Annotated in this window: 15 protein-coding genes; 8 read left to right on the top strand and 7 right to left on the bottom strand. The window is 73.0% G+C overall.

What is annotated here, in order from left to right; genetic code table 11:
* The first annotated feature begins 273 nt into the window (after positions 1–273).
* Complete coding sequence (locus tag AC07AZ_RS08480; protein ID WP_478845160.1) at positions 274–1,767, top strand: FUSC family protein; 1,494 nt, start codon at positions 274–276, stop codon at positions 1,765–1,767.
* Positions 1,768–1,924: 157 nt separating this feature from the next.
* Entirely contained in the window at positions 1,925–2,956 is a 1,032-nt protein-coding gene (locus AC07AZ_RS08475) for a lactonase family protein (protein WP_478845158.1), read from the top strand.
* A 164-nt stretch (positions 2,957–3,120) separates the two neighbouring features.
* Here AC07AZ_RS08475 and AC07AZ_RS08470 read toward each other — a convergent pair whose 3' ends face one another.
* Both AC07AZ_RS08470 and AC07AZ_RS08465 read right to left on the bottom strand, forming a co-directional pair.
* On the bottom strand, positions 3,121–4,044 hold the full coding sequence (locus AC07AZ_RS08470) for a sirohydrochlorin chelatase (RefSeq protein WP_478845156.1): 924 nt from the start codon (positions 4,042–4,044) through the stop codon (positions 3,121–3,123).
* 183 nt (positions 4,045–4,227) lie between these two features.
* The gene (locus AC07AZ_RS08465) at positions 4,228–5,238 is read right to left on the bottom strand and encodes an N-acetylglucosamine kinase (RefSeq protein WP_478845154.1); all 1,011 of its coding nucleotides are present in this window, start codon (positions 5,236–5,238) and stop codon (positions 4,228–4,230) included.
* Positions 5,239–5,456: 218 nt separating this feature from the next.
* Between AC07AZ_RS08465 and AC07AZ_RS08460 the strand changes: the two genes are divergently transcribed.
* On the top strand, positions 5,457–6,134 hold the full coding sequence (locus tag AC07AZ_RS08460; protein ID WP_478845152.1) for a uracil-DNA glycosylase: 678 nt from the start codon (positions 5,457–5,459) through the stop codon (positions 6,132–6,134).
* 125 nt (positions 6,135–6,259) lie between these two features.
* On the opposite strand, the gene AC07AZ_RS08455 is transcribed toward AC07AZ_RS08460, so the two are convergent.
* Positions 6,260–6,844 carry a glycosyltransferase family protein gene (locus tag AC07AZ_RS08455; protein WP_478845150.1) on the bottom strand — a complete coding sequence of 195 codons (585 nt, stop codon included), beginning with the start codon at positions 6,842–6,844 and terminating at the stop codon, positions 6,260–6,262.
* Positions 6,845–7,377: 533 nt separating this feature from the next.
* On the opposite strand from AC07AZ_RS08455, the gene AC07AZ_RS08450 reads away from it, so the two are divergent.
* On the top strand, positions 7,378–8,583 hold the full coding sequence (locus AC07AZ_RS08450; RefSeq protein WP_478845148.1) for a glycosyltransferase: 1,206 nt from the start codon (positions 7,378–7,380) through the stop codon (positions 8,581–8,583).
* Between the two features lie 84 nt (positions 8,584–8,667).
* Positions 8,668–9,054: a cupin domain-containing protein gene (locus AC07AZ_RS08445; protein ID WP_478845146.1), complete on the top strand. Its 387-nt coding sequence runs from the start codon at positions 8,668–8,670 to the stop codon at positions 9,052–9,054.
* A 205-nt stretch (positions 9,055–9,259) separates the two neighbouring features.
* Here AC07AZ_RS08445 and AC07AZ_RS08440 read toward each other — a convergent pair whose 3' ends face one another.
* On the bottom strand, positions 9,260–10,345 hold the full coding sequence (locus AC07AZ_RS08440) for a WD40/YVTN/BNR-like repeat-containing protein (protein WP_478845144.1): 1,086 nt from the start codon (positions 10,343–10,345) through the stop codon (positions 9,260–9,262).
* Positions 10,346–10,615: 270 nt separating this feature from the next.
* On the opposite strand from AC07AZ_RS08440, the gene AC07AZ_RS08435 reads away from it, so the two are divergent.
* Positions 10,616–11,197, top strand: a complete 582-nt coding sequence (locus tag AC07AZ_RS08435) for an Rv1733c family protein (protein ID WP_478845142.1) — start codon at positions 10,616–10,618, stop codon at positions 11,195–11,197.
* A gap of 125 nt (positions 11,198–11,322) precedes the next feature.
* Here the strand turns inward: AC07AZ_RS08435 and AC07AZ_RS08430 are convergent, their stop codons facing one another.
* Entirely contained in the window at positions 11,323–12,969 is a 1,647-nt protein-coding gene (locus AC07AZ_RS08430; protein WP_478845140.1) for a DNA alkylation response protein, read from the bottom strand.
* A gap of 72 nt (positions 12,970–13,041) precedes the next feature.
* Between AC07AZ_RS08430 and AC07AZ_RS08425 the strand changes: the two genes are divergently transcribed.
* A complete protein-coding gene (locus tag AC07AZ_RS08425; RefSeq protein ID WP_478845138.1) occupies positions 13,042–13,833 on the top strand; it encodes a PaaX family transcriptional regulator C-terminal domain-containing protein in 792 nt (263 codons plus the stop codon).
* Between the two features lie 137 nt (positions 13,834–13,970).
* Here AC07AZ_RS08425 and AC07AZ_RS08420 read toward each other — a convergent pair whose 3' ends face one another.
* Together AC07AZ_RS08420 and AC07AZ_RS08415 are read right to left on the bottom strand one after the other, a co-directional pair.
* Complete coding sequence (locus AC07AZ_RS08420) at positions 13,971–14,780, bottom strand: pectate lyase (RefSeq protein ID WP_478845136.1); 810 nt, start codon at positions 14,778–14,780, stop codon at positions 13,971–13,973.
* Positions 14,781–14,863: 83 nt separating this feature from the next.
* On the bottom strand, positions 14,864–15,844 hold the full coding sequence (locus tag AC07AZ_RS08415) for a pectate lyase family protein (RefSeq protein WP_478845134.1): 981 nt from the start codon (positions 15,842–15,844) through the stop codon (positions 14,864–14,866).
* A gap of 383 nt (positions 15,845–16,227) precedes the next feature.
* Here AC07AZ_RS08415 and AC07AZ_RS08410 point away from each other — a divergent pair, with 383 nt between their 5' ends.
* Positions 16,228–17,550 (top strand): extracellular catalytic domain type 1 short-chain-length polyhydroxyalkanoate depolymerase, encoded by a 1,323-nt coding sequence (locus AC07AZ_RS08410; RefSeq protein ID WP_478845132.1) that lies wholly within the window; start codon positions 16,228–16,230, stop codon positions 17,548–17,550.
* Positions 17,551–17,589: the final 39 nt, after the last annotated feature.

Here is a 17,589-nt window from a genome sequence, read left to right as displayed (position 1 = left end):
ACCAATGGCCCAGCGGGGCGCTCCCCGCGCAGACACGGTGACGTGGTCCGTTGGTAGGTGCCCGGCCTTGCACAGGCCAGCGAAACTGTGCCAATGGCCCACCCTTCCTGGTGTCGGTTGAGCCAGGGGCGGGTGGGGTGCTCTCATGGGGGTGTCGATGGCGCTGCGGACTCCGCGGCGCCTTTTCCATGCCGGTGCGCGCGCGGAGACCCGCGAGCGCGTGCGGCCGATCCGCGCCGGGTTTTCGGAGCGGCCTCCGAGGGGGAGCAAGCAGTGCTGAAGAGGGTGTTCGTGGCTCCGGACCCCGGACGGGTGCGCCTGCGCTTCGCCGCGCGGGCCGTCCTGGGCATCGGCGGCGCGGTGGTCGCGTGCGGCCTCGCCGGGCACTCACTCGTCGGGGCCGTCACCGGCGGGCTCGCCGCGCTGCTCGCCCTGTTCACCGTCACGGACCACACGGTCCGGGGCCAGGCGGTCACCACCGCGCTGCTGCCCGCCGTCGGACTGCCCGTGCTGACCGCCGCGGCCACCCTGCACGACCACCCCCTCGCGCGGGACCTGGCCTTCCTCGCCGTGACGGGCGCGGGCGTGTACGCGCGCCGCTGGGGACCCCGCGGGCACAGCCTCGGCGTGTTCGCGTTCATGACCTTCTTCGTGGCGCAGTTCCTGCACGCCACCACCGAGCGGCTGCCCGAACTGTTCGCCGCCGTCGCGCTGTCCGTGCTGACGGCCGCCGCGGTGCGCTTCGGCCTGTGGTGCTACGAGCGCCGCCTGCCCCCCGCCGCCCTGCCCGCCCCCTCCGCGGGCACCGGCCTCGCCCGGGTGACGACACGCCAGGCGGTCCAGGTGACCGCCGGCGCGGGCTTCGCCCTCGTCGTGGGTCAGCTGGTGTCCGGCCAGCGCTGGTACTGGGCCGTCGGCGCGACCTGGTGGATCTTCGTCAACACCAGCTCACGCGGCGAGACCCTGGTCCGCGGCTTCCGCCGGGTCCTCGGCACGGTGATCGGCATCGGCCTCGGCCTGCTCGTCGCCGTTCCGCTGCACGGAGCCCCGCTGCCCACCGCCGTACTCCTCGCCGTCTGCGTCTTCGGCATCTTCTACTCGGCTGCCGTGTCGTACACCTGGATGATGCTCGGCGTGACGCTCCTCGCCGAGCTCCTCTACGGCGTTCTCGGCGTCCTGAACCCCGCCCTGCTCGCGCTGCGGCTGGCGGAGACCGGCGTCGGGGCGCTCGGCGCCGCGCTCGCGGTCGTCCTCGTCCTGCCGGTCACGACCCACGCCACCACCGACGCCTGGATCCAGCGGGCCCTGCGCTGCGTCCACGCGTGCACCGCCGAGGCCGCCGCGCGACTCGCCGGCTCCCGAAGTGCCGACCCGGCGCGGCGCGTGGCCGAACTGGAACAGCTCCTCGGCCGGGTACGGCTGTCCGTGGCGCCGCTGGTGCACCCGCTGAACCCGATGCTCGGCCGCAAGCGCCGGGCCCGGCAGGTGCTCGCCCTGCTCGACGACTGCGCCCGCGAGATCCGCGGTCTGGTGTCCGTGGCCGCCGACCCGGAGGCCTCCCACGACGCCCGCCTCGCCGCCGCGTGCTGGCGGGTGGAGTCAGCGGTGGAGGCCCTCACCGGCGGCTCGGCGAACGTCCCCGCCGCCGCACTCCGGCCGCCCGCGACGGACACCGCCCTGACCCACCTGCACGGCCTGGAGCGCGCCCTCGCGGACCTGGCCGCGCCCCTGCGCACGCCGTCGGGCTCACCACGGGTCGGCGCGTAGCCGGCCACCGGGCTCACCACGGGTCGGCGCGTAGCCGGCCACCGGCACGGTCCCGGGCTTGTGTCCCCGGGTCTGCGGACGTCCCTCTTTTGGTCTAGACCGCCGGTGATCGACTGCTACCGTCGCCCCGAACAGCACTGACGCGAAGGGGACGACGGTGACAGACGGCGGACGACGGCGGCGCGCCTTCATCGGGTCGTTCACGGCGGCCGGCGGCCCCGGGATCGTGACGGCGGCCGTGGCCCAGGACACCGGTGCGCTCACCCTGCTGAGCAGCATGAACGGCCTTCGCGACCCCTCCTACCTGGCCCTGTCGGCCGACGGCGGGACGCTGTACGCGGTCAGCGAGACGGACGAGGGCGCGGTGGCCGCGTACCGCGTCGCCCACGACGTGCCCGAACCGGTGGGCCGGCCCGTCCCGGTCGGCGGCAACGGCCCCACGCACCTCAGCCTGTTCGCCGGACACGTCCTGACCGCCAACTACGGCTCCGGCAGCGTCACCGCCGTACCCGTCCGCGCCGACGGCTCACTCGCGGCCACCGCGTCCGGGGTGCTCACGCACACCGGATCGGGCCCGCACACCCCCCGCCAGCAGGGGCCGCACGCCCACCACGTCCAGCCCGACCCGAGCGGCCGCTGGGCCGTCAGCGTCGACCTCGGCACCGACTCGGTGCGGGTGTGCGGGCTCACGGAGGGCCGCCTCCGCGTCCACCACGAGACCGCGCTGCGCCCCGCCTCCGGACCGCGCCATCTGGCCTTCCACCCCCACGGCCCGTACGCCTACGTGCTCAACGAACTCGCCCCGACCGTCACCGTGTGCCGCTGGGACGCCTCGCCGGGTGTGCTGAAGCCGCTGACGGAGATCCCGGTGCTGCCCGGCGCCCCGGCCGGCGACGCCTACCCGTCGGGCGTGGTCGCCTCGGCCGACGGCCGCTTCGTGTGGACCGCCACCCGCGGCGAGGACGTCCTGTCCACCTTCGCGGTCGAGGAGGACGGCCTGAGACTGCTCGCCACCACCCCCTGCGGCGGACACTGGCCCCGGGCGATCGCCGAGTCGGGCGGGTTCCTCTACGTCGCGAACGAGCGCTCCGGCGACGTCGCCTGGTTCGCCGTCGACCCGGTCACCGGGCTGCCGCGGCACGGCGGCTCCGTCGCCGTCCCCGCCGCGTCGTGCGTGGTGCTCGGCTGACACCGCGCACGGACACCGCGCCGTCGGCGCGGTCGGCTGCGACCCCGGCCCGCCATGGCGTACGGCTCTGGTCCGGCCGGAGGCCGGCCGACCCGCCCCGCACGGCGAAGGGCCCGCTCCTCTGCCTGGAGCGGGCCCTCGGTGTGTACGGGATGCCGGGCGGGTCAGCGCACCGGCGTGCCCTGCGCCTGCTGCGGGGCGATGCCCAGCGCGGTCGTGTACTTGGCCAGGGCGAGCTTGCCGATCGCCGGGTAGGGGCCGAGCGCGTCGGCGGCCGAGCAGCCCGCCTCCCTGGCGGCCTCCGTGACCAGGCCCGGGTCGATCTCGGGCCCTATCAGGTACGGCGCGAGCGCCAGCTGCTGCGAACCCGAGGACCGCAGCTGCTCGGCGACGGAGGCGATCGAGCCCTCCTGGTCGAGCGCCGCCGCCATCACCGGCACGGCCAGGCGCGCGGCCAGCAGCATGCCGGTGATACCGGCCGCCTGCACGGCCTCCTCGCCGCCCACGGAGGCCAGGACGATGCCGTCCGCCGCGGTCGCCACGGTGAACAGGCGGGCGCGGTCGGCGCGGGCGAGGCCGGCCTCCGACAGCCGCACGTGCAGCGCCTCGGCGAGCAGCGGGTGCGGGCCCAGCACGTCGGTGAGGTCCGCGGCGATACGGCTTTCCATCACCGCCTGGCGTATGCGGCGCAGCAGCGACCCGTCGGGGCCGGCGAGCAGCGGCACGACGACGGCGACCGGGCCGTCCGGCTCACGGACGTCCAGGCCGGCGGCCTTGGCCTGCGCATAGCGGGCGGTGCGCTCCTCGGCGGCGCGCGTGAGCACGACCTGGAGCGTGGGGAACTCGGAGTCGTCCCCGTCGAGGTACCCGATCCGCGCGTCGAGGCCGGGCAGCTCGGAGCGGGCGATGCTCACGACCTCCTCGGCGAGACCGCGCGTGGCGGGACCGGGCGTGCCCGGCACCGCGAGGACGAGCGCGGGCGCGCCCTCGGGAGCCGCCAGGGGCTCAGGTCGGCGGTGCCGCCCGGGCTGGCGGGGTCGCGGCATTCGTACTGGCAGGCCGGACGCGGGCCCAGTGGGGGAGCTCATGGCGTCGCATGTTACTGGTTTCCGGGGTTCCCCTGTTCGGGGAGGGTGCAGGTGAGCGGTATCCGTCCGGTTTTGTCTGATGAGTTACGGACGGATCGCGAGTGATCAGCGCGTTCTCCCCGGGGAGGGCGCCGACGGGTGTGTGATGTGTACCACCTTGTCGGACAGGCGCCGTATGACCGTTCAATCCCCCTCTGCGGTCACCACCCGCAGCAGCTTCTCGTCGCCCGGCAGGGTGAGGTCACCCGTCGCCAGCCCGGCCGCGATGCGTACCGCGCCGTACAGCGGATCGCCCTCGGCGGGCACCCGCCGCGCGTGCGGGAGCCGCTTCGCCAGCTCCCGCTCCAGCGGCAGCAGAAGCGGGTCGCCCAGTGCGGACAGGCCGCCGGTCAGTGCGACCAGGGGCCGGCCCTCGGCCGGGCAGACGGCGGCCGCCGCGTCGGCGATGTGCCGGGCCGCGTCCCGCAGGATGCCCGCGGCGACGGGGTCGTCGGCGGCGCGGGCGGCCACCCGGGGCGCGAAGGAGGCGAGTACGGCGGGGCGGTCCGGGCGCGGATACAGCTTGCCGGGCAGTTCCGGCATCGGGCCGAACATCTCCTCGGCGGACGCCAGGAGCGGCTGGGAACCGTCCGCCCGCCCGTCCCAGGCGCGCAGCGCGGCCTCCAGCCCGGCCCGCCCGATCCACGCGCCGCCGCCGCAGTCGCCGAGCAGGTGCCCCCAGCCGTCGGCGCGGCGCCAGCGGGCCAGGTCCGTGCCGACCGCGATCAGTCCGGTGCCGGCGGCGACGACGGCGCCGGGCCGGGACCCGAGCGCGCCGGTGTAGGCGGTGACGGCGTCGGCGGCCAGGGCGACCGTGCGGACACCCAGCTCCCGCCGGAGGGCGGCGGGCAGCTCGGCCCGCAACGCGTCGCCCAGGGTGGCCAGCCCCGCGGCTCCGACGACAGCCGTGTCCAGCCCCACGGTCCCGGTCTCGGCAACCAACGCCCGCACCAGAGGCACCAGTTGAGTCATCAGGTGCTCCGGGTCGAGACCCCGCGGACCGGTGCGCACCGGTTCCCGGGTCTGCCGCCGGCCCAGCTCGCCGCGCTCCGCCGTCCCGACGACGACCCGCAGCCCGGAGCCCCCCGAGTCCACGGCCAGGAATCCGGGCGCGTCCGCCCCCGGCGCGGCCGGTGCGTTGGTCACGGCAGACACCGGTCGCCGCGGGCCGCCGACATCATGGAGGGAGGGCGCTGACCCCCGCGGAGTGGCTTGGGCACTGGACGCACCAAGCTCCCCTTCCTCTCGGTGACCGGCCGGGTGATCTGCTCGGCGACCGTGCCGCGGAGGAAGAGTAGCGGCTGGGGGATGGGCCCGCGCGGAGGATTCCCGTGTATGCGGTACGTCTGTGTGTGCCAGTAGAGTGACGCGCCGTGGCACCACGACCCTTGAACGAACTTGTCGACGCGGGCTGGGCGAAGGCTCTTGAACCCGTGGCCGAACGCATCGCCGCCATGGGGGACTTCCTCCGGGCGGAGGTGGCGGCGGGCCGGACCTATCTGCCGTCCGGGGCGAACGTCCTGAGAGCCTTCCAGCAGCCCTTCGACGACGTCCGCGTCCTGATCGTCGGGCAGGACCCCTACCCCACACCGGGTATGGCCATCGGGCTGAGCTTCGCGGTGTCGCCGGAGGTGCGTTCGCTGCCGGGGAGTCTGGAGAACATCTTCCGCGAGATGCATTCCGACCTCGGACTGCCCAGACCGTCCAACGGTGATCTGACGCCGTGGACGCGCCAGGGCGTGCTGTTGCTCAACAGGGCACTGACGACGGCTCCGCGCAAGCCGGGCGCCCACCGCGGGAAGGGCTGGGAAGAGGTCACCGATCAGGCGATCCGGGCGCTCGCCGCGCGCGGCAAGCCGCTGGTGTCGGTCCTGTGGGGCCGTGACGCGCGCAACCTGCGGCCGCTGCTGGGGGATCTGCCGGCGATCGAGTCGGCGCACCCGTCCCCGATGTCGGCGGACCGCGGCTTCTTCGGCTCGCGTCCGTTCAGCCGGGCCAACGACCTGCTGCTCGGCCTGGGGGCCGCGCCGGTGGACTGGCGACTGCCGTAGGGCATGGCGCGCGTGACTGCCCACCCGACGGGCCTGACCCCCCAACGCCCCGGAAGCAGACGGTCGATGATCCCGGCGAGCGTGTGTGGCGCCACCCGCGCACGGGTTCGCCGAGGCCCGTGGAGTCAGCCGGCCACGGTGTTGTAGTTGACGATTCCCTCCACCATGAGAGCGACCGCACCGGCCAGTGGACTGTCCGCCCCTTTGCTCACCACGTCGGGTAACCGGTGCGCCTCCTCCTCGGTGACTGCCACCATGCCCCAGAACGCGTTGTAGCCCGACGGATCCGCCGGCTTGTCGGTGGCCGCCCCGACCGTCGCCACGCCGTCCCTCTCGACCACGGCCAGTGCGCCCATCTGCTGCAGCGTGCCGGCGTCCCGCTCCTCGGCGGCCACCACGCTCCAACCCGCCACCCCGAGGTGTCGCAGGGCGCTGAGAAGACTGCCGGCACTGCCCGGACCGTTGATAACGATGTCAGGCAGGACAAGGGCGACCGGTCCCAGCGTCATCGGCAGGGCGGAGCGTATCGCGCCGTCGAGACCGGGCTCGAACGACTCGTCCTGATAGACGAAGACCATGTGGAAGAGGTCGGCGTAGCGCGCGAGATAACTCACCGTGTCCAGCTTGTGTGCCCCGAACACGACGACCAGGCGCACGTAGAGTCCGCTCTTCGCCAGTTCGACGACGGCCTCCAGGCTGCGGTCCAGCACGGTGACCCCAGGAGCGAGACAGTGCAGTTCCTTCGGGTAGGGCGCCCTGAAGCGCGTTCCGAACCCGGCGCAGGGCAAGATGATCGAGACATCGGGGATGGGCGCGTACGACCTATGCATGGAGTGGCTCTCAGGTTGTGTGAGGAACGGGAACCTTGCACGCCTCGTCGCGTACGGGCAGCCCGGGGCCGACGCTGCACCATCGGCCAGGAAGGCACGCTGGCGCTCACCGTAGCCACCGGGGACGCCTCACGCGAGAGGGCGTTGATCGACGGGGCCGTCCGCGAGTGGCCGCGTCGTCCGCCTTCAACTCCTCCCCGACGGCGCTCACTTGCTTCCCCGCCCGGTCGGCAGGACGTGCGCGGGCACCGCAGCCCGGTGTTCGGGGACCACCGCCGCGCGCCGCACCACGCGACGTACACTGCTGCCGCACACCCGCTACGGCTGCCGCGTCGCCGTCGATGAGGACCGCTCGACGCCTGGGCGGGCACCGACGGAATCGTCTGCGAAGACAGAACGAAGGAGGACGCGGAATGCGGGTGCTGTTGTCCACATACGGAACGCGTGGCGATGTCGAACCGCTGGTGGCACTCGCGGTACGGCTGCAGGCGCTCGGTGTGGAGGTGCGCATGTGCGCCCCGCCGGACGACGAGTTCGCGGAGCGGCTCGCGGGTCTTCGGGTGCAACTGGTGCCGGTCGGGCCACCGGTGCGGGCGCTGATGCGCGGGACGACTCTTCCGTCGGCGGCGGATCTGGCCCGGTACCGGACCGAGATGGTCGACACACAGTTCGACGTGTTCCCCGCGGCGGCCGACGGATGTGACGTGCTGGTGGCGGCCGGCCTGGCGCAGATCGCCGCACGGTCGGTGGCCGAGGCCGCGGGCATCCGCTACGTGTACGCCAGCTACGCGGCGGTCCACCTGCCGTCGCCGCACCACGCGCCGCCGCCGCGGCCGGGCTGGCCCGCGCCGGAGGCGAACGACAACCGGACGCTGTGGGAGGCGGACGCCCACCACGTGAACGCGCAGTTCGCCGAGTCCCTCAACGGCCACCGGGCAGCGCTCGGTCTGCCACCGGTGGACAACGTCCGCGACCACGTCTTCACCGACCGGCCGTGGCTGGCGGCGGACCCGGTCCTGGGGCCGTGGCGGGAGACCCCCGGCCTCGACGTGACGCAGACGGGTTCATGGGGTCTGCCGGACGAACGCCCGCTGCCGGCCGAACTGGAGGCGTTCCTGGAGGCGGGCACGCCACCGGTCTATGTGGGCTTCGGCAGCATGCGCCCGTCGGCGGACATCGCCGACCGGGCCGTCGAGGCGATCCTCGCGCAGGGACACCGTGTACTGGTCTCCCGTGGCTGGGCGGACCTGGACCTGGCCGACGGCCGGGACGACTGTTTCGCCGTCGGCGAGGTCAACCATCAGCGCCTGTTCGCCAGGACGGCCGCCGTGGTGCACCACGGCGGCGCGGGCACGACGGTGACGGCCGCCCGGGCGGGCGTACCGCAGGTGGTGGTCCCTCTTCAGCTGTCGGACAACCCGTACTGGGCGAGCCGGGTGGCCGACCTGGACATCGGTGTGGCACTCGATGGTCCGACCGCGACCGGCGAGTCCCTGGAGCTCGCGTTCAAGACGGCCCTGGCATCCGAGACCCGGGCGCGGGCGAGGGCCCTGGGCGGCGGGATCCGCACCGACGGAGCGGCCGTGGCCGCGAGCCTGCTGAGCGACGCCCTCCGGTGAGCCTTCGCCGGCTCAGGGAGCCTGTTCCGCAGGCGTTGATCGCGTTGTGACTGCCGCAGGGGTCGACTGCTAGCGTTCGGGCGCATGGAAGACGGCGTGTACGTGGGCAACGCGGGCAAGGACGCGGCGCTCGACCAGGGATGGCTGCTCGGGCACTTCAAGGAGCACGGTGGTCCCCGCCACAGCGAGGCCGTGGAGGTCAAATGGGGCGTCCACCCACGGGGCGAGCGGCGAGCGCGGTGGGTGAAGGGCGAAGTGCGGACAGCCCTCCTGGTGCTCATCAACGGTCGCTTCCGTATGGAGTTCCCCGGTCGTAGCGTGCTGCTGGAGGAACAGGGCGACTACGTGGTCTGGGGCCAGGGAGTGGATCACTCCTGGGTCGCGGAGGACGAGTCCGTCGTCCTGACCGTGCGATGGCCTTCCGTGCCCGGATACGCCGTACCCCGGGAGGAAGAGCGGACGAGCCCTTGACGGCGAGTGTGGCCCTGCCCGCCCCTCACCCGTAGCCAAACCGCCCCGGAGACCGGGCCGTTGGCGGGCTCAGCCCGGTTCGGGGGATTCGTGCGGGGCGTGGTGCACGGCCGTCACCCTGCCGCCGCGCCCGCCTCGCAGATCACGCGCCGCACCCGCCCCGCAGATCGACAGGTGGTCGAGGCCGGGCCTCGACCACCTCGCCTCATCCGGTCACCGACGCCCGCACGCACAGCACGTCCGGCAGGTGCGAGGCCAGGAGCTGCCAGCTGTCGCCGTCGTCCGCGGAGGCGTACAGCTCGCCGTTGCGGTTGCCGAAGTACACGCCCGCCGGGTCGGCGTCGTCCGTGCACAGGGCGTCGCGCAGCACCGTGCCGTAGTGGTCCTCCTGCGGCAGGCCGGCCGTGAGCGGCTCCCAGCTCCTGCCCGCGTCCGCCGTGCGGTAGACACGGCAGCGCCGGTCGGCGGGTACCCGGTCCGCGTCGGCGTTGATCGGGAACACGTACGCCGTGTCGCCGCGGCGGGGATGGGTGGCCGCCGCGAAACCGAACGTGGAGGGGAGGCCCTCCCCGATGTCCGTCCAGTGCCCGCCCGCGTCGTCGCTGCGGTAGACGCCCCAGTGGTTCTGCAGGTAGAGCCGGTCGGGGTCCGCCGCGTCCCGGGCGACCTTGTGCACGCACTGGCCGAACTCCGGGTCGGGGTCCGGCAGGAACACCGCGGACACACCGGAGTTGGAGGGTGTCCAGCTCTCCCCGCCGTCCGTCGTGCGGAACACCCCGGCCGTCGAGACGGCCACGGTGACCGCGCGCGGGTCACGGGCGTCGGTGAGCACGGTGTGCAGGCCCTCGCCGCCTCCACCCGGAACCCACTTCGAGCGCGTGGGGTGCTCCCACAGTGGGCGGACCAGCTCGAAGCTCTCCCCCCGGTCCTCCGAGCGGTACAGCGCGGCGGGTTCCGTGCCCGCGTACACCACGTCGGGCTCGGCCGCCGCCGGGTGCAGCTGCCACACCCGCTCCAGCGACGCCTCGGTGTCCGGCGGGAACTTGACGGCGGGGCGGGCCGGTTCCGTCCAGGTCCGGCCGAGGTCGTCGGAGTGGAACACGGAGGGCCCCCAGTGGGCGCTGTCGCCTCCGGCCAGCAGCCGCGGGCTGTCGCCGCGCGTGTCGATGGCGACCGAGTACACGGCCTGCGCGTTGAAGTAGGGGCTCTCGTCGAACGCCCAGGCGCCACCGCGCCGACGCCCGATGAACAGGCCCTTGCGCGTGCCCACGGCGAGCAGTACTTCGGTCATGCCGATCACCTCCGCGACATCTTTGTCTCAGACACCGGCCAGTCTGCACCCCGCCACTGACAGTACGCGCGAAATGCGCTTCGCCGCAGGTGGGAACGGTGGTGACGACCCGCCTCCCGGTGCCGGGACCACCTCGGGCCGGGGCGCGTGCGGGAGCCGGGAACCCATGGGACGGTGGAGTCACGGGAGCCGCCGTGAGCATCCCGGAGGCGTCTCCCGTATGGGAAGGCGGTCCGGCACGTTCCCGCGCTCATGAGGAGGATGCCTTCGATGGCGTTCCATGGTCCTAAGGTCTGGCTGTGGCGCTGGCGGCGCAACCCGCTCAGGCGCCGCGCGGACGCGGTGGAGGCCTGGGTCGTACTCGGCGCCTGGCTGCTCACCCTCCTCGTCGGAGTCCTGGCCGGTCTGGCGTCGACCCGGTCGGTCGAGGACGGGCTGGCCCGGGAACGCGTGGAGTGGCGTCCCGTCGTCGCCACTCTCACCGGGAGGGCCCCCGGAACGGCGTCCGCGCACGCGGGTTCGGCCAGTGGTGACCGGGTCTGGGCCAAGGTCGCCTGGACGGTCGGGAACACCTCCCACACCGGGCAGGTCCGCGTCCGGCCCGGCAGCGCCCCGGGCGCTCCCGTCACCGTGTGGACGGACCGGCAGGGCCGCCTGGTGACGCGGCCCGCCACCGTCTCCCAGGCCCGGCTGCGGGCCTCCCTGATCGGCGGCCTGGTGGGGGTGAGCGCCGCGGCTGTGCCCTTCGTCGGCGGCCGCATGCTGCGCGGCCGCATGGAACGCCGCCGCATGGACGAGTGGGACGTCGAGTGGTCCCGCTTCGGCCCGCTGTGGGGCCGCACGACCGGCTGACCTGCATCTCCAGCACGAGGGCCCCGGGCGACCCGCGAGACGGGCCGCCCGGTGAGAGGGCTGCTCGGGGAGACCGCCCGCCCGCACCCCGAGACGGCACGTTCGCCCGCCCACCGGCCCCGCCGCTAGGGCAGCGCCCGTTCCAGGATCGGGTTCAGGCCGGCGGTGTCGGGGAGCGTCCCGAAGGCGTGGCCCCAGTCGCCGCCGAGGCGGCTCGCGCAGAAGGCGTCGGCGACCGGGGCGGGGGCGTGCCGGACCAGGAGCGATGCCTGGAGGGTCAGGGCCATCAGTTCCACCAGCCGGCGGGCACCGGCCTCTGCCGTCTCGGACAGCATGCTCCCGAGCCGTGTCACGGCCCCGTCGAGCCGGGCGTCCGCCCCCCGTGCCAGGGCGAGTTCGCCGAACAGGGCGTCCGCGGCGCCCGGTGCCCGGCGCAAGGCCCGCAGGACGTCGAGGGCGTTGACGTTGCCGGAGCCCTCCCAGATCGACAGCAGCGGGGCCTCCCGGTAGTGGCGGGGCATGCCCGACTCCTCGACGTAACCGTTGCCGCCCAGGCATTCGAGGGCCTCCGCCGTGAAGGCCGGCCCCCGCTTGGTGACCCAGTACTTGCCGACGGCGGTGGCGATCCGGCGGAACGCGGCCTCCCCGGCGTCCCCGCGCACCGCCCGGTCGGCAGATCCGGCCAGCCGCAGCGTGAGCGTGGTCGCGGCCTCGGACTCCAGCGCCAGATCGGCCAGTACGTTGCGCATGAGCGGCTGGTCGACCAGCCGGGCGCCGAACGCGCTGCGGTGGCGCGCGTGGTGCCCCGCCTCCACGAGCGTCTTGCGCATCAGGGTGGCCGACATCATCACGCAGTCCAGACGCGTGCAGTTGACCATTTCGATGATCGTCTTGACGCCCTGCCCCTCGGGACCGACCAGCCAGGCGACCGTTTCGTCGAACTCGGGCTCGGAGGAGGCGTTCGACCGGTTGCCGAGCTTGTCCTTGAGCCGCTGGATGCGGAAGGTGTTGCGGGTGCCGTCGGGCAGGACGCGGGGCACCAGGAAGCAGGACAGGCCGTCCGGCGCCTGGGCCAGCACGAGGAACACGTCGCACATCGGCGCCGAGGTGAACCACTTGTGCCCGCGCAGGGTGTACACCCCGGGTTCGGCGCTGGGCGTCGCCACGGTGGTGTTCGTACGGACGTCGGAGCCGCCCTGCTTCTCGGTCATCCCCATGCCCGCCAGAAGGCCGGGTTTCTCGGTCGGCACCCGGAGTCCGGGCTCGTACTCGCGGCCGGTCAGCAGGGGTTCGTAGATCTTCGCCAGGTCGGGCTGTCTGCGCAGCGCGGGTACGGCCGCGTACGTCATCGACGTCGGGCAGCCGTGCCCGGCCTCGGTATGGCCCCACACCAGTCCGCCGGCGGTGCGGGCGACATGGGCGCCGGGCCGGTCGTCTGCCCACGGCGCGCCCGCGAGGCCCTCGGCGACCGCGACCCGCATCAGGTGGTGCCAGCTCGGATGGAACTCGACCTCGTCGATCCGGTTGCCGTAACGGTCGTGCGTGCGCAGTTCCGGCTCGTGCCGGTTCGCCAGCTCGCCCCACTCCTGCGCCTCGGCGCTGCCGGCCGCCAGCCCGAGCCGCCGGACGTCCTCCTCGGCCCAGCCGGCACCCTCCCGCCGGAGCCCTTCGAGCAGGGCGGTGTCCTCGGCGGCGTCGTACGGCGCCGACGGAGGGGGCTGGTTGGTGACGTCATGGGTGGTGTGGTGCTGGGGCGCGGGTGTCGGGGCCATGGACCCATGTTGCACTCTCGCTGCGGTCGCAGCAATAGTGCAACATCGGGAAGGGCCGTACAGTACGTGACCATGCCGAGGAACGTGTCCGTGCGGGCCGCCGAGGCCGGCCTGCGGCCGTTGTCCGCACGGTCGGTCGTGCTGAGCCTGTTGCTGGGAGCGCACCCGCCGGAGCTGTCGGCCGGGGAGCTCGTCCGGGCCGTGGAGCCCTTCGGCGTGGGCGCGTCCACGCTGCGCGCCGCGCTGAGCCGGATGGTGGCGGCCGGCGATCTGCGCCGCGCCGAGACCCGCTACCGTCTCAGCGACCGGTTGCTCGCCCGGCAGCACCGGCAGGACGAGGCCGTTCACCCGCACACGCGCGCGTGGGGCGGCGACTGGGAGATGGTCGTCATCACGGCCACGGGGCGCGGCCCCGCCGAACGCGCCGACCTGCGGGCCCGGTTGGCCGCCGGCCGACTCGCCGAACTGCGTGAGGGCGTGTGGCTGCGGCCCGCGAATCTGCGCCGCCCGCTGCCGGAGCGGCTCGACGAGGTGGCGCAGCACTACACGGCTCGGCCGGACCGGCCGGCCGGTGAACTCGCCGCCGCGCTGTGGCCGTTGGAGGACTGGTCCGCTTCCGCCCGGTCCCTGCTCGCCCGCGCCGGCCGGACCCGGCGTCCGGCCGACCGCCTGGCGACCTTCGCCGCCGTCGTACGCCATCTGCTCGCCGACCCGGTGCTGCCCCCCGAACTCCTCCCGCGCGACTGGCCGGGCGCGGACCTCCGCACCGCTTACGAGGGCTACCGGCAGGAGTTGGCAGACACGGTCCCGCAGCACGAGCACGAGCACGAGCACGAGCACGAGCACGAGCACGGCGGGGTGTGAGAGTGCGGCCGTACCCGGCGCCCCGCGTGACACCGGATACGGCCGCCTGCACCGTGCCGCGATCAGGGGAGTGCGTCACGGGAACCTGACGCCCACCGCCCGTTCGCGGCCCGGCACCCGAGCCCTCACCCGAGCTCTCACTTGTAGGTGATGTCCGACGCCGCGTACTTGCAGTACGTGCCGTCGGGGCCGGAGCCGTTGGTGGTCGGCTCCTTGCCGGTGTTGTTGCCGATGTACTTCTGGCACGGAACGATCTTCTTGTTGCTGTCCCCGACGATCGTGATGGCCTTCAGGGTCGCGCTGTCGCCGTAGTTGGTGTTGATGCCGACGAGCTTGTTGCCCTTGTAGGTCGCCTCGATCGTGTTGAGGTTGATCGTCCGCTTGTACTGGGCGCTCTTGCAGTTGCCGCACGAGCGGACGAACGTGCCGAAGTTCTTCACCGCGAAGTTCGAGACGTTCAGCGTGCCGGCGCCGTTGAACTGGAACACCTTGTCGCTGGCTTCCTTCGCGCCACCGCCGGAGACCGTGTAGACGTTGGACGACGAGGAGCCGAGGAACGTCGCCGCGTCCTCGCCGACGTCCTCCCACCACACGTTCTGCAGCGTGCAGCTGCCCAGGCAGTGGATGCCGTCCGCGGCGGGGGCGCCGATGATGACGTTCTTGAGGACCGCGCCGGCGGCCAGTTCCAGGATCGGCCCCTGGTCCTCGTCCTGGCTGCCGCTGCCGAGGTCTCCGGTGCCGTAGAGGCGCTTCATCCCGTAGTCCTTGGTGCCGGACACCGAGATGGTGGAGGAGACGGCCTGGCTGCCGTTCGCGGTGGGCCAGGTGGCGGCGGCGGCCGGAGTGAGAGCGCTTTCTGTCATGATCATGGCAACCGAGAGGCCGAGTGCGGCCATGGCGCCGGTCAGTGCGCGCGTGCGGGCGCGCGGCCGAGCTGCAGAAGTCATGTCCCGATTCCTTCTGTTGGTCAGTCTGTCCGTCTGGGGTGGGCCTGTCGTGCCTGCCGTGTCCGGAACGCCGGCCGGGAGCGTCAGAGCTTCCCGGCGCCGGCGCCGCCCGTCACCGAGGCGACGACGGTCGAGGCGGGCTCGGCGGTGTAGCTGTACGGAGGGGTGGTGAAGGTGCCGACCCGCGAGATCTCGGTGGCGGCTCCGCCGAGGTCGTTTCCGCGCAGGTTGGCGTAGCCGTCCACGTCGCTGTCGCGGCTGGTGGTGACCGCGACCACCGTCGAGCGGAAGACGTTGTTCTCCACGAGCATCTGGGCGCCCATGCGGGAGTGCACGGCGGTCTCGGCGCCCACGACGTAGTTGTCGTAGAAGTGACCGGTGCCGAAGCGCAGGCTGGGGATGCGGGAGTAGACGTTGCTGAACTGGTTGTGGTGGTACGTCACCCGCAGGTGCCCGGTGTCCTCGCTCGCGTTGTTGTCGCTGTGGCCGACGAGCGAGCCCTTGAAGTGGTCCTTGAAGGTGTTCCAGGACACCGTGACGTAGTCGGAGCCGTGGTTGATGTCGAGCAGACCGTCGTAGTAGTCCTTGTCGTGATTACGGTCCGCGGAGAAGGAGTTGTGGTCGATCCACACCTTCGTCGACGCCTGGACGGTGATGCCGTCGGCCGGCGCGACTGGCTTGCTGATGTTCAGGTTGCGGACGACGACGTTGGTCACCTTCTTCAGGCGCAGCCCGCCACCGGTGAAACCGGAGGACGAACCGACGCCCAGGACCGTCGTGTTGGAGCCGATGTCGACCTGACCGCTCAGCGAGATCAGGCCGTTGACCTTGACGACCTTGGCCGTGCTGCCGGTGACGGCTGTCTTGAAGGCGCTCAGGGTCGAGACGGTGACGGCCGAGGCGCTGCCGCCTCCGGTGGTCCCGGCGCCGAAGCCGACCGGCGAGGTCTCCGCCGCGGCTGCCGACTGCGGGAGGACGAGGACGGCCGTCGTGGCGAGCGCGACGGCGGCGGCCGCCACCAGGGGGGATCTTTGCGGAGGTGTACGCGGGAGGGGACTACGCATGCGGGGTGCGTTCCTTCCGGGTGCGAGTGGGGTCGTGTACGTGAATGCCGTACGCCATGTTGAACGCCATGCGAGGGCAGTGCGGTCCATTGGGGGGTCACTTGCGCCCCTCGGTCACACTGCTGAACGGAACGTAGGGGGTAAGCGCTTTCTAGTCAACGCTTTGCGCAGACGACATTCGGCCACGCGCAAGGCGGCCGAGCTCAGGGGATCCGGTGCCGTGGGAGCGCTTCCATGGTGGCCTCGCCCGTGCCACGATGCTCGGCGGACGCCTCCCTTCCGAAGGGAGCGCTCCGACGGGAACCCCGGCGCGTCCCGGTCTGCCGACGGGACGCCAGCCGCCGAACCACGCCCGTGAAGCCGTGACCGGAAGGTTCGAGAACGTGTCCCCCACACCCCGCAACACCGCGCGGAGCGCGCCGCGTTCGCTGCTCCTGACGCTCCTCGCAGCACTGGTTCCGTTACTCGCGGCCACCCTGGTCGCCGCCCCCGCCGCCGCGCGGACCCAGGCGCCCGGCGCCGTCCCCGCCGCCACCCTGACCGAGGTCACCGGCTTCGGCGACAACCCCAGCAACCTCCAGATGTACGTCTACGCCCCGGCGAACGTCACCGCCCGTCCGGCGATCGTGGTGGCCGTGCACTACTGCACCGGGTCCGGCCCGGCGATGTACTCGGGCACCGAATGGGCCTCGCTGGCCGACCGGTACGGGTTCGTCGTCGTGTACCCGTCGGTCACCCGCGCGAGCAAGTGCTTCGACGTCTCCTCCCCGCAGGCGCTGAAGCGCGGCGGCGGCAGCGACCCGGTCGGCATCAAGTCGATGGTCGACTGGACCACCCGCACCTACGGCGCCGATCCGGGCCGCGTCTTCGCCACCGGCATCTCCTCGGGCGCGATGATGACGAACGTCCTGCTGGGCGACTACCCGGACGTGTTCGCGGCGGGCGCCGCGTTCTCCGGCGTACCGTTCGGCTGTTTCGCCACCACCGACGGCTCGGAGTGGAACAGCGCCTGCTCGGGCGGCACCGTGACCCACACCCCGCAGCAGTGGGGCGACCTGGTGCGCGGTGCCTACCCCGGATACGCCGGGCCCCGGCCGCGCATGCAGCTGTGGCACGGCACCGAGGACGACGTGCTGCGCCACCCGAACCTCGGGGAGGAGATCAAGCAGTGGACCAACGTGCTCGGCGTCGGGCAGGCCCCGGCCGCCACCGACTCGCCCGCCGCCGGCTGGACCCGCACGCGCTACGGCTCCACCGGTGACCAGGCGCCCGTGGAGGCCATCAGCCTCCAGGGCGTGGGCCACAACCTGTACAGCTACGGCATGGCGTCCCGCGCGCTCACGTTCTTCGGGCTGGACGGCTCCGGCTCCGGCCCGGGGCCCCAGCCGGGCGCCTGCCGGGTGGCCGCCACGACCAGCGCCTGGAACACGGGCCTGACCGCCTCGGTCACCCTCACCAACACCGGCACGAGCGCGGTCTCCGGCTGGCAGCTCGCCTTCACCCTGCTCGCCGGCCAGACCATCACCAACGGCTGGGGCGCCACCTACGCGCCCGCCTCCGGTGCGGTCACGGCAACGAACGCCTCGTACAACGGGACACTGGCGCCGAACGCGAGCGTCACCATCGGCTATCAGGCCGGTCACACGGGCAACAGCACGGCACCGGCGGCCTTCACACTCAACGGGAAGGCGTGCACAACCGGTTGACGTGCTCGAACCGGCGGTGGTCCGGGGGAACCCCTCGGG

This window comes from Streptomyces sp. NPDC043878, from assembly GCF_056435735.1.
The sequence above is the reverse complement of the archived record's forward strand: the minus strand, read 5'-3'. Positions and strand labels throughout refer to the sequence as shown.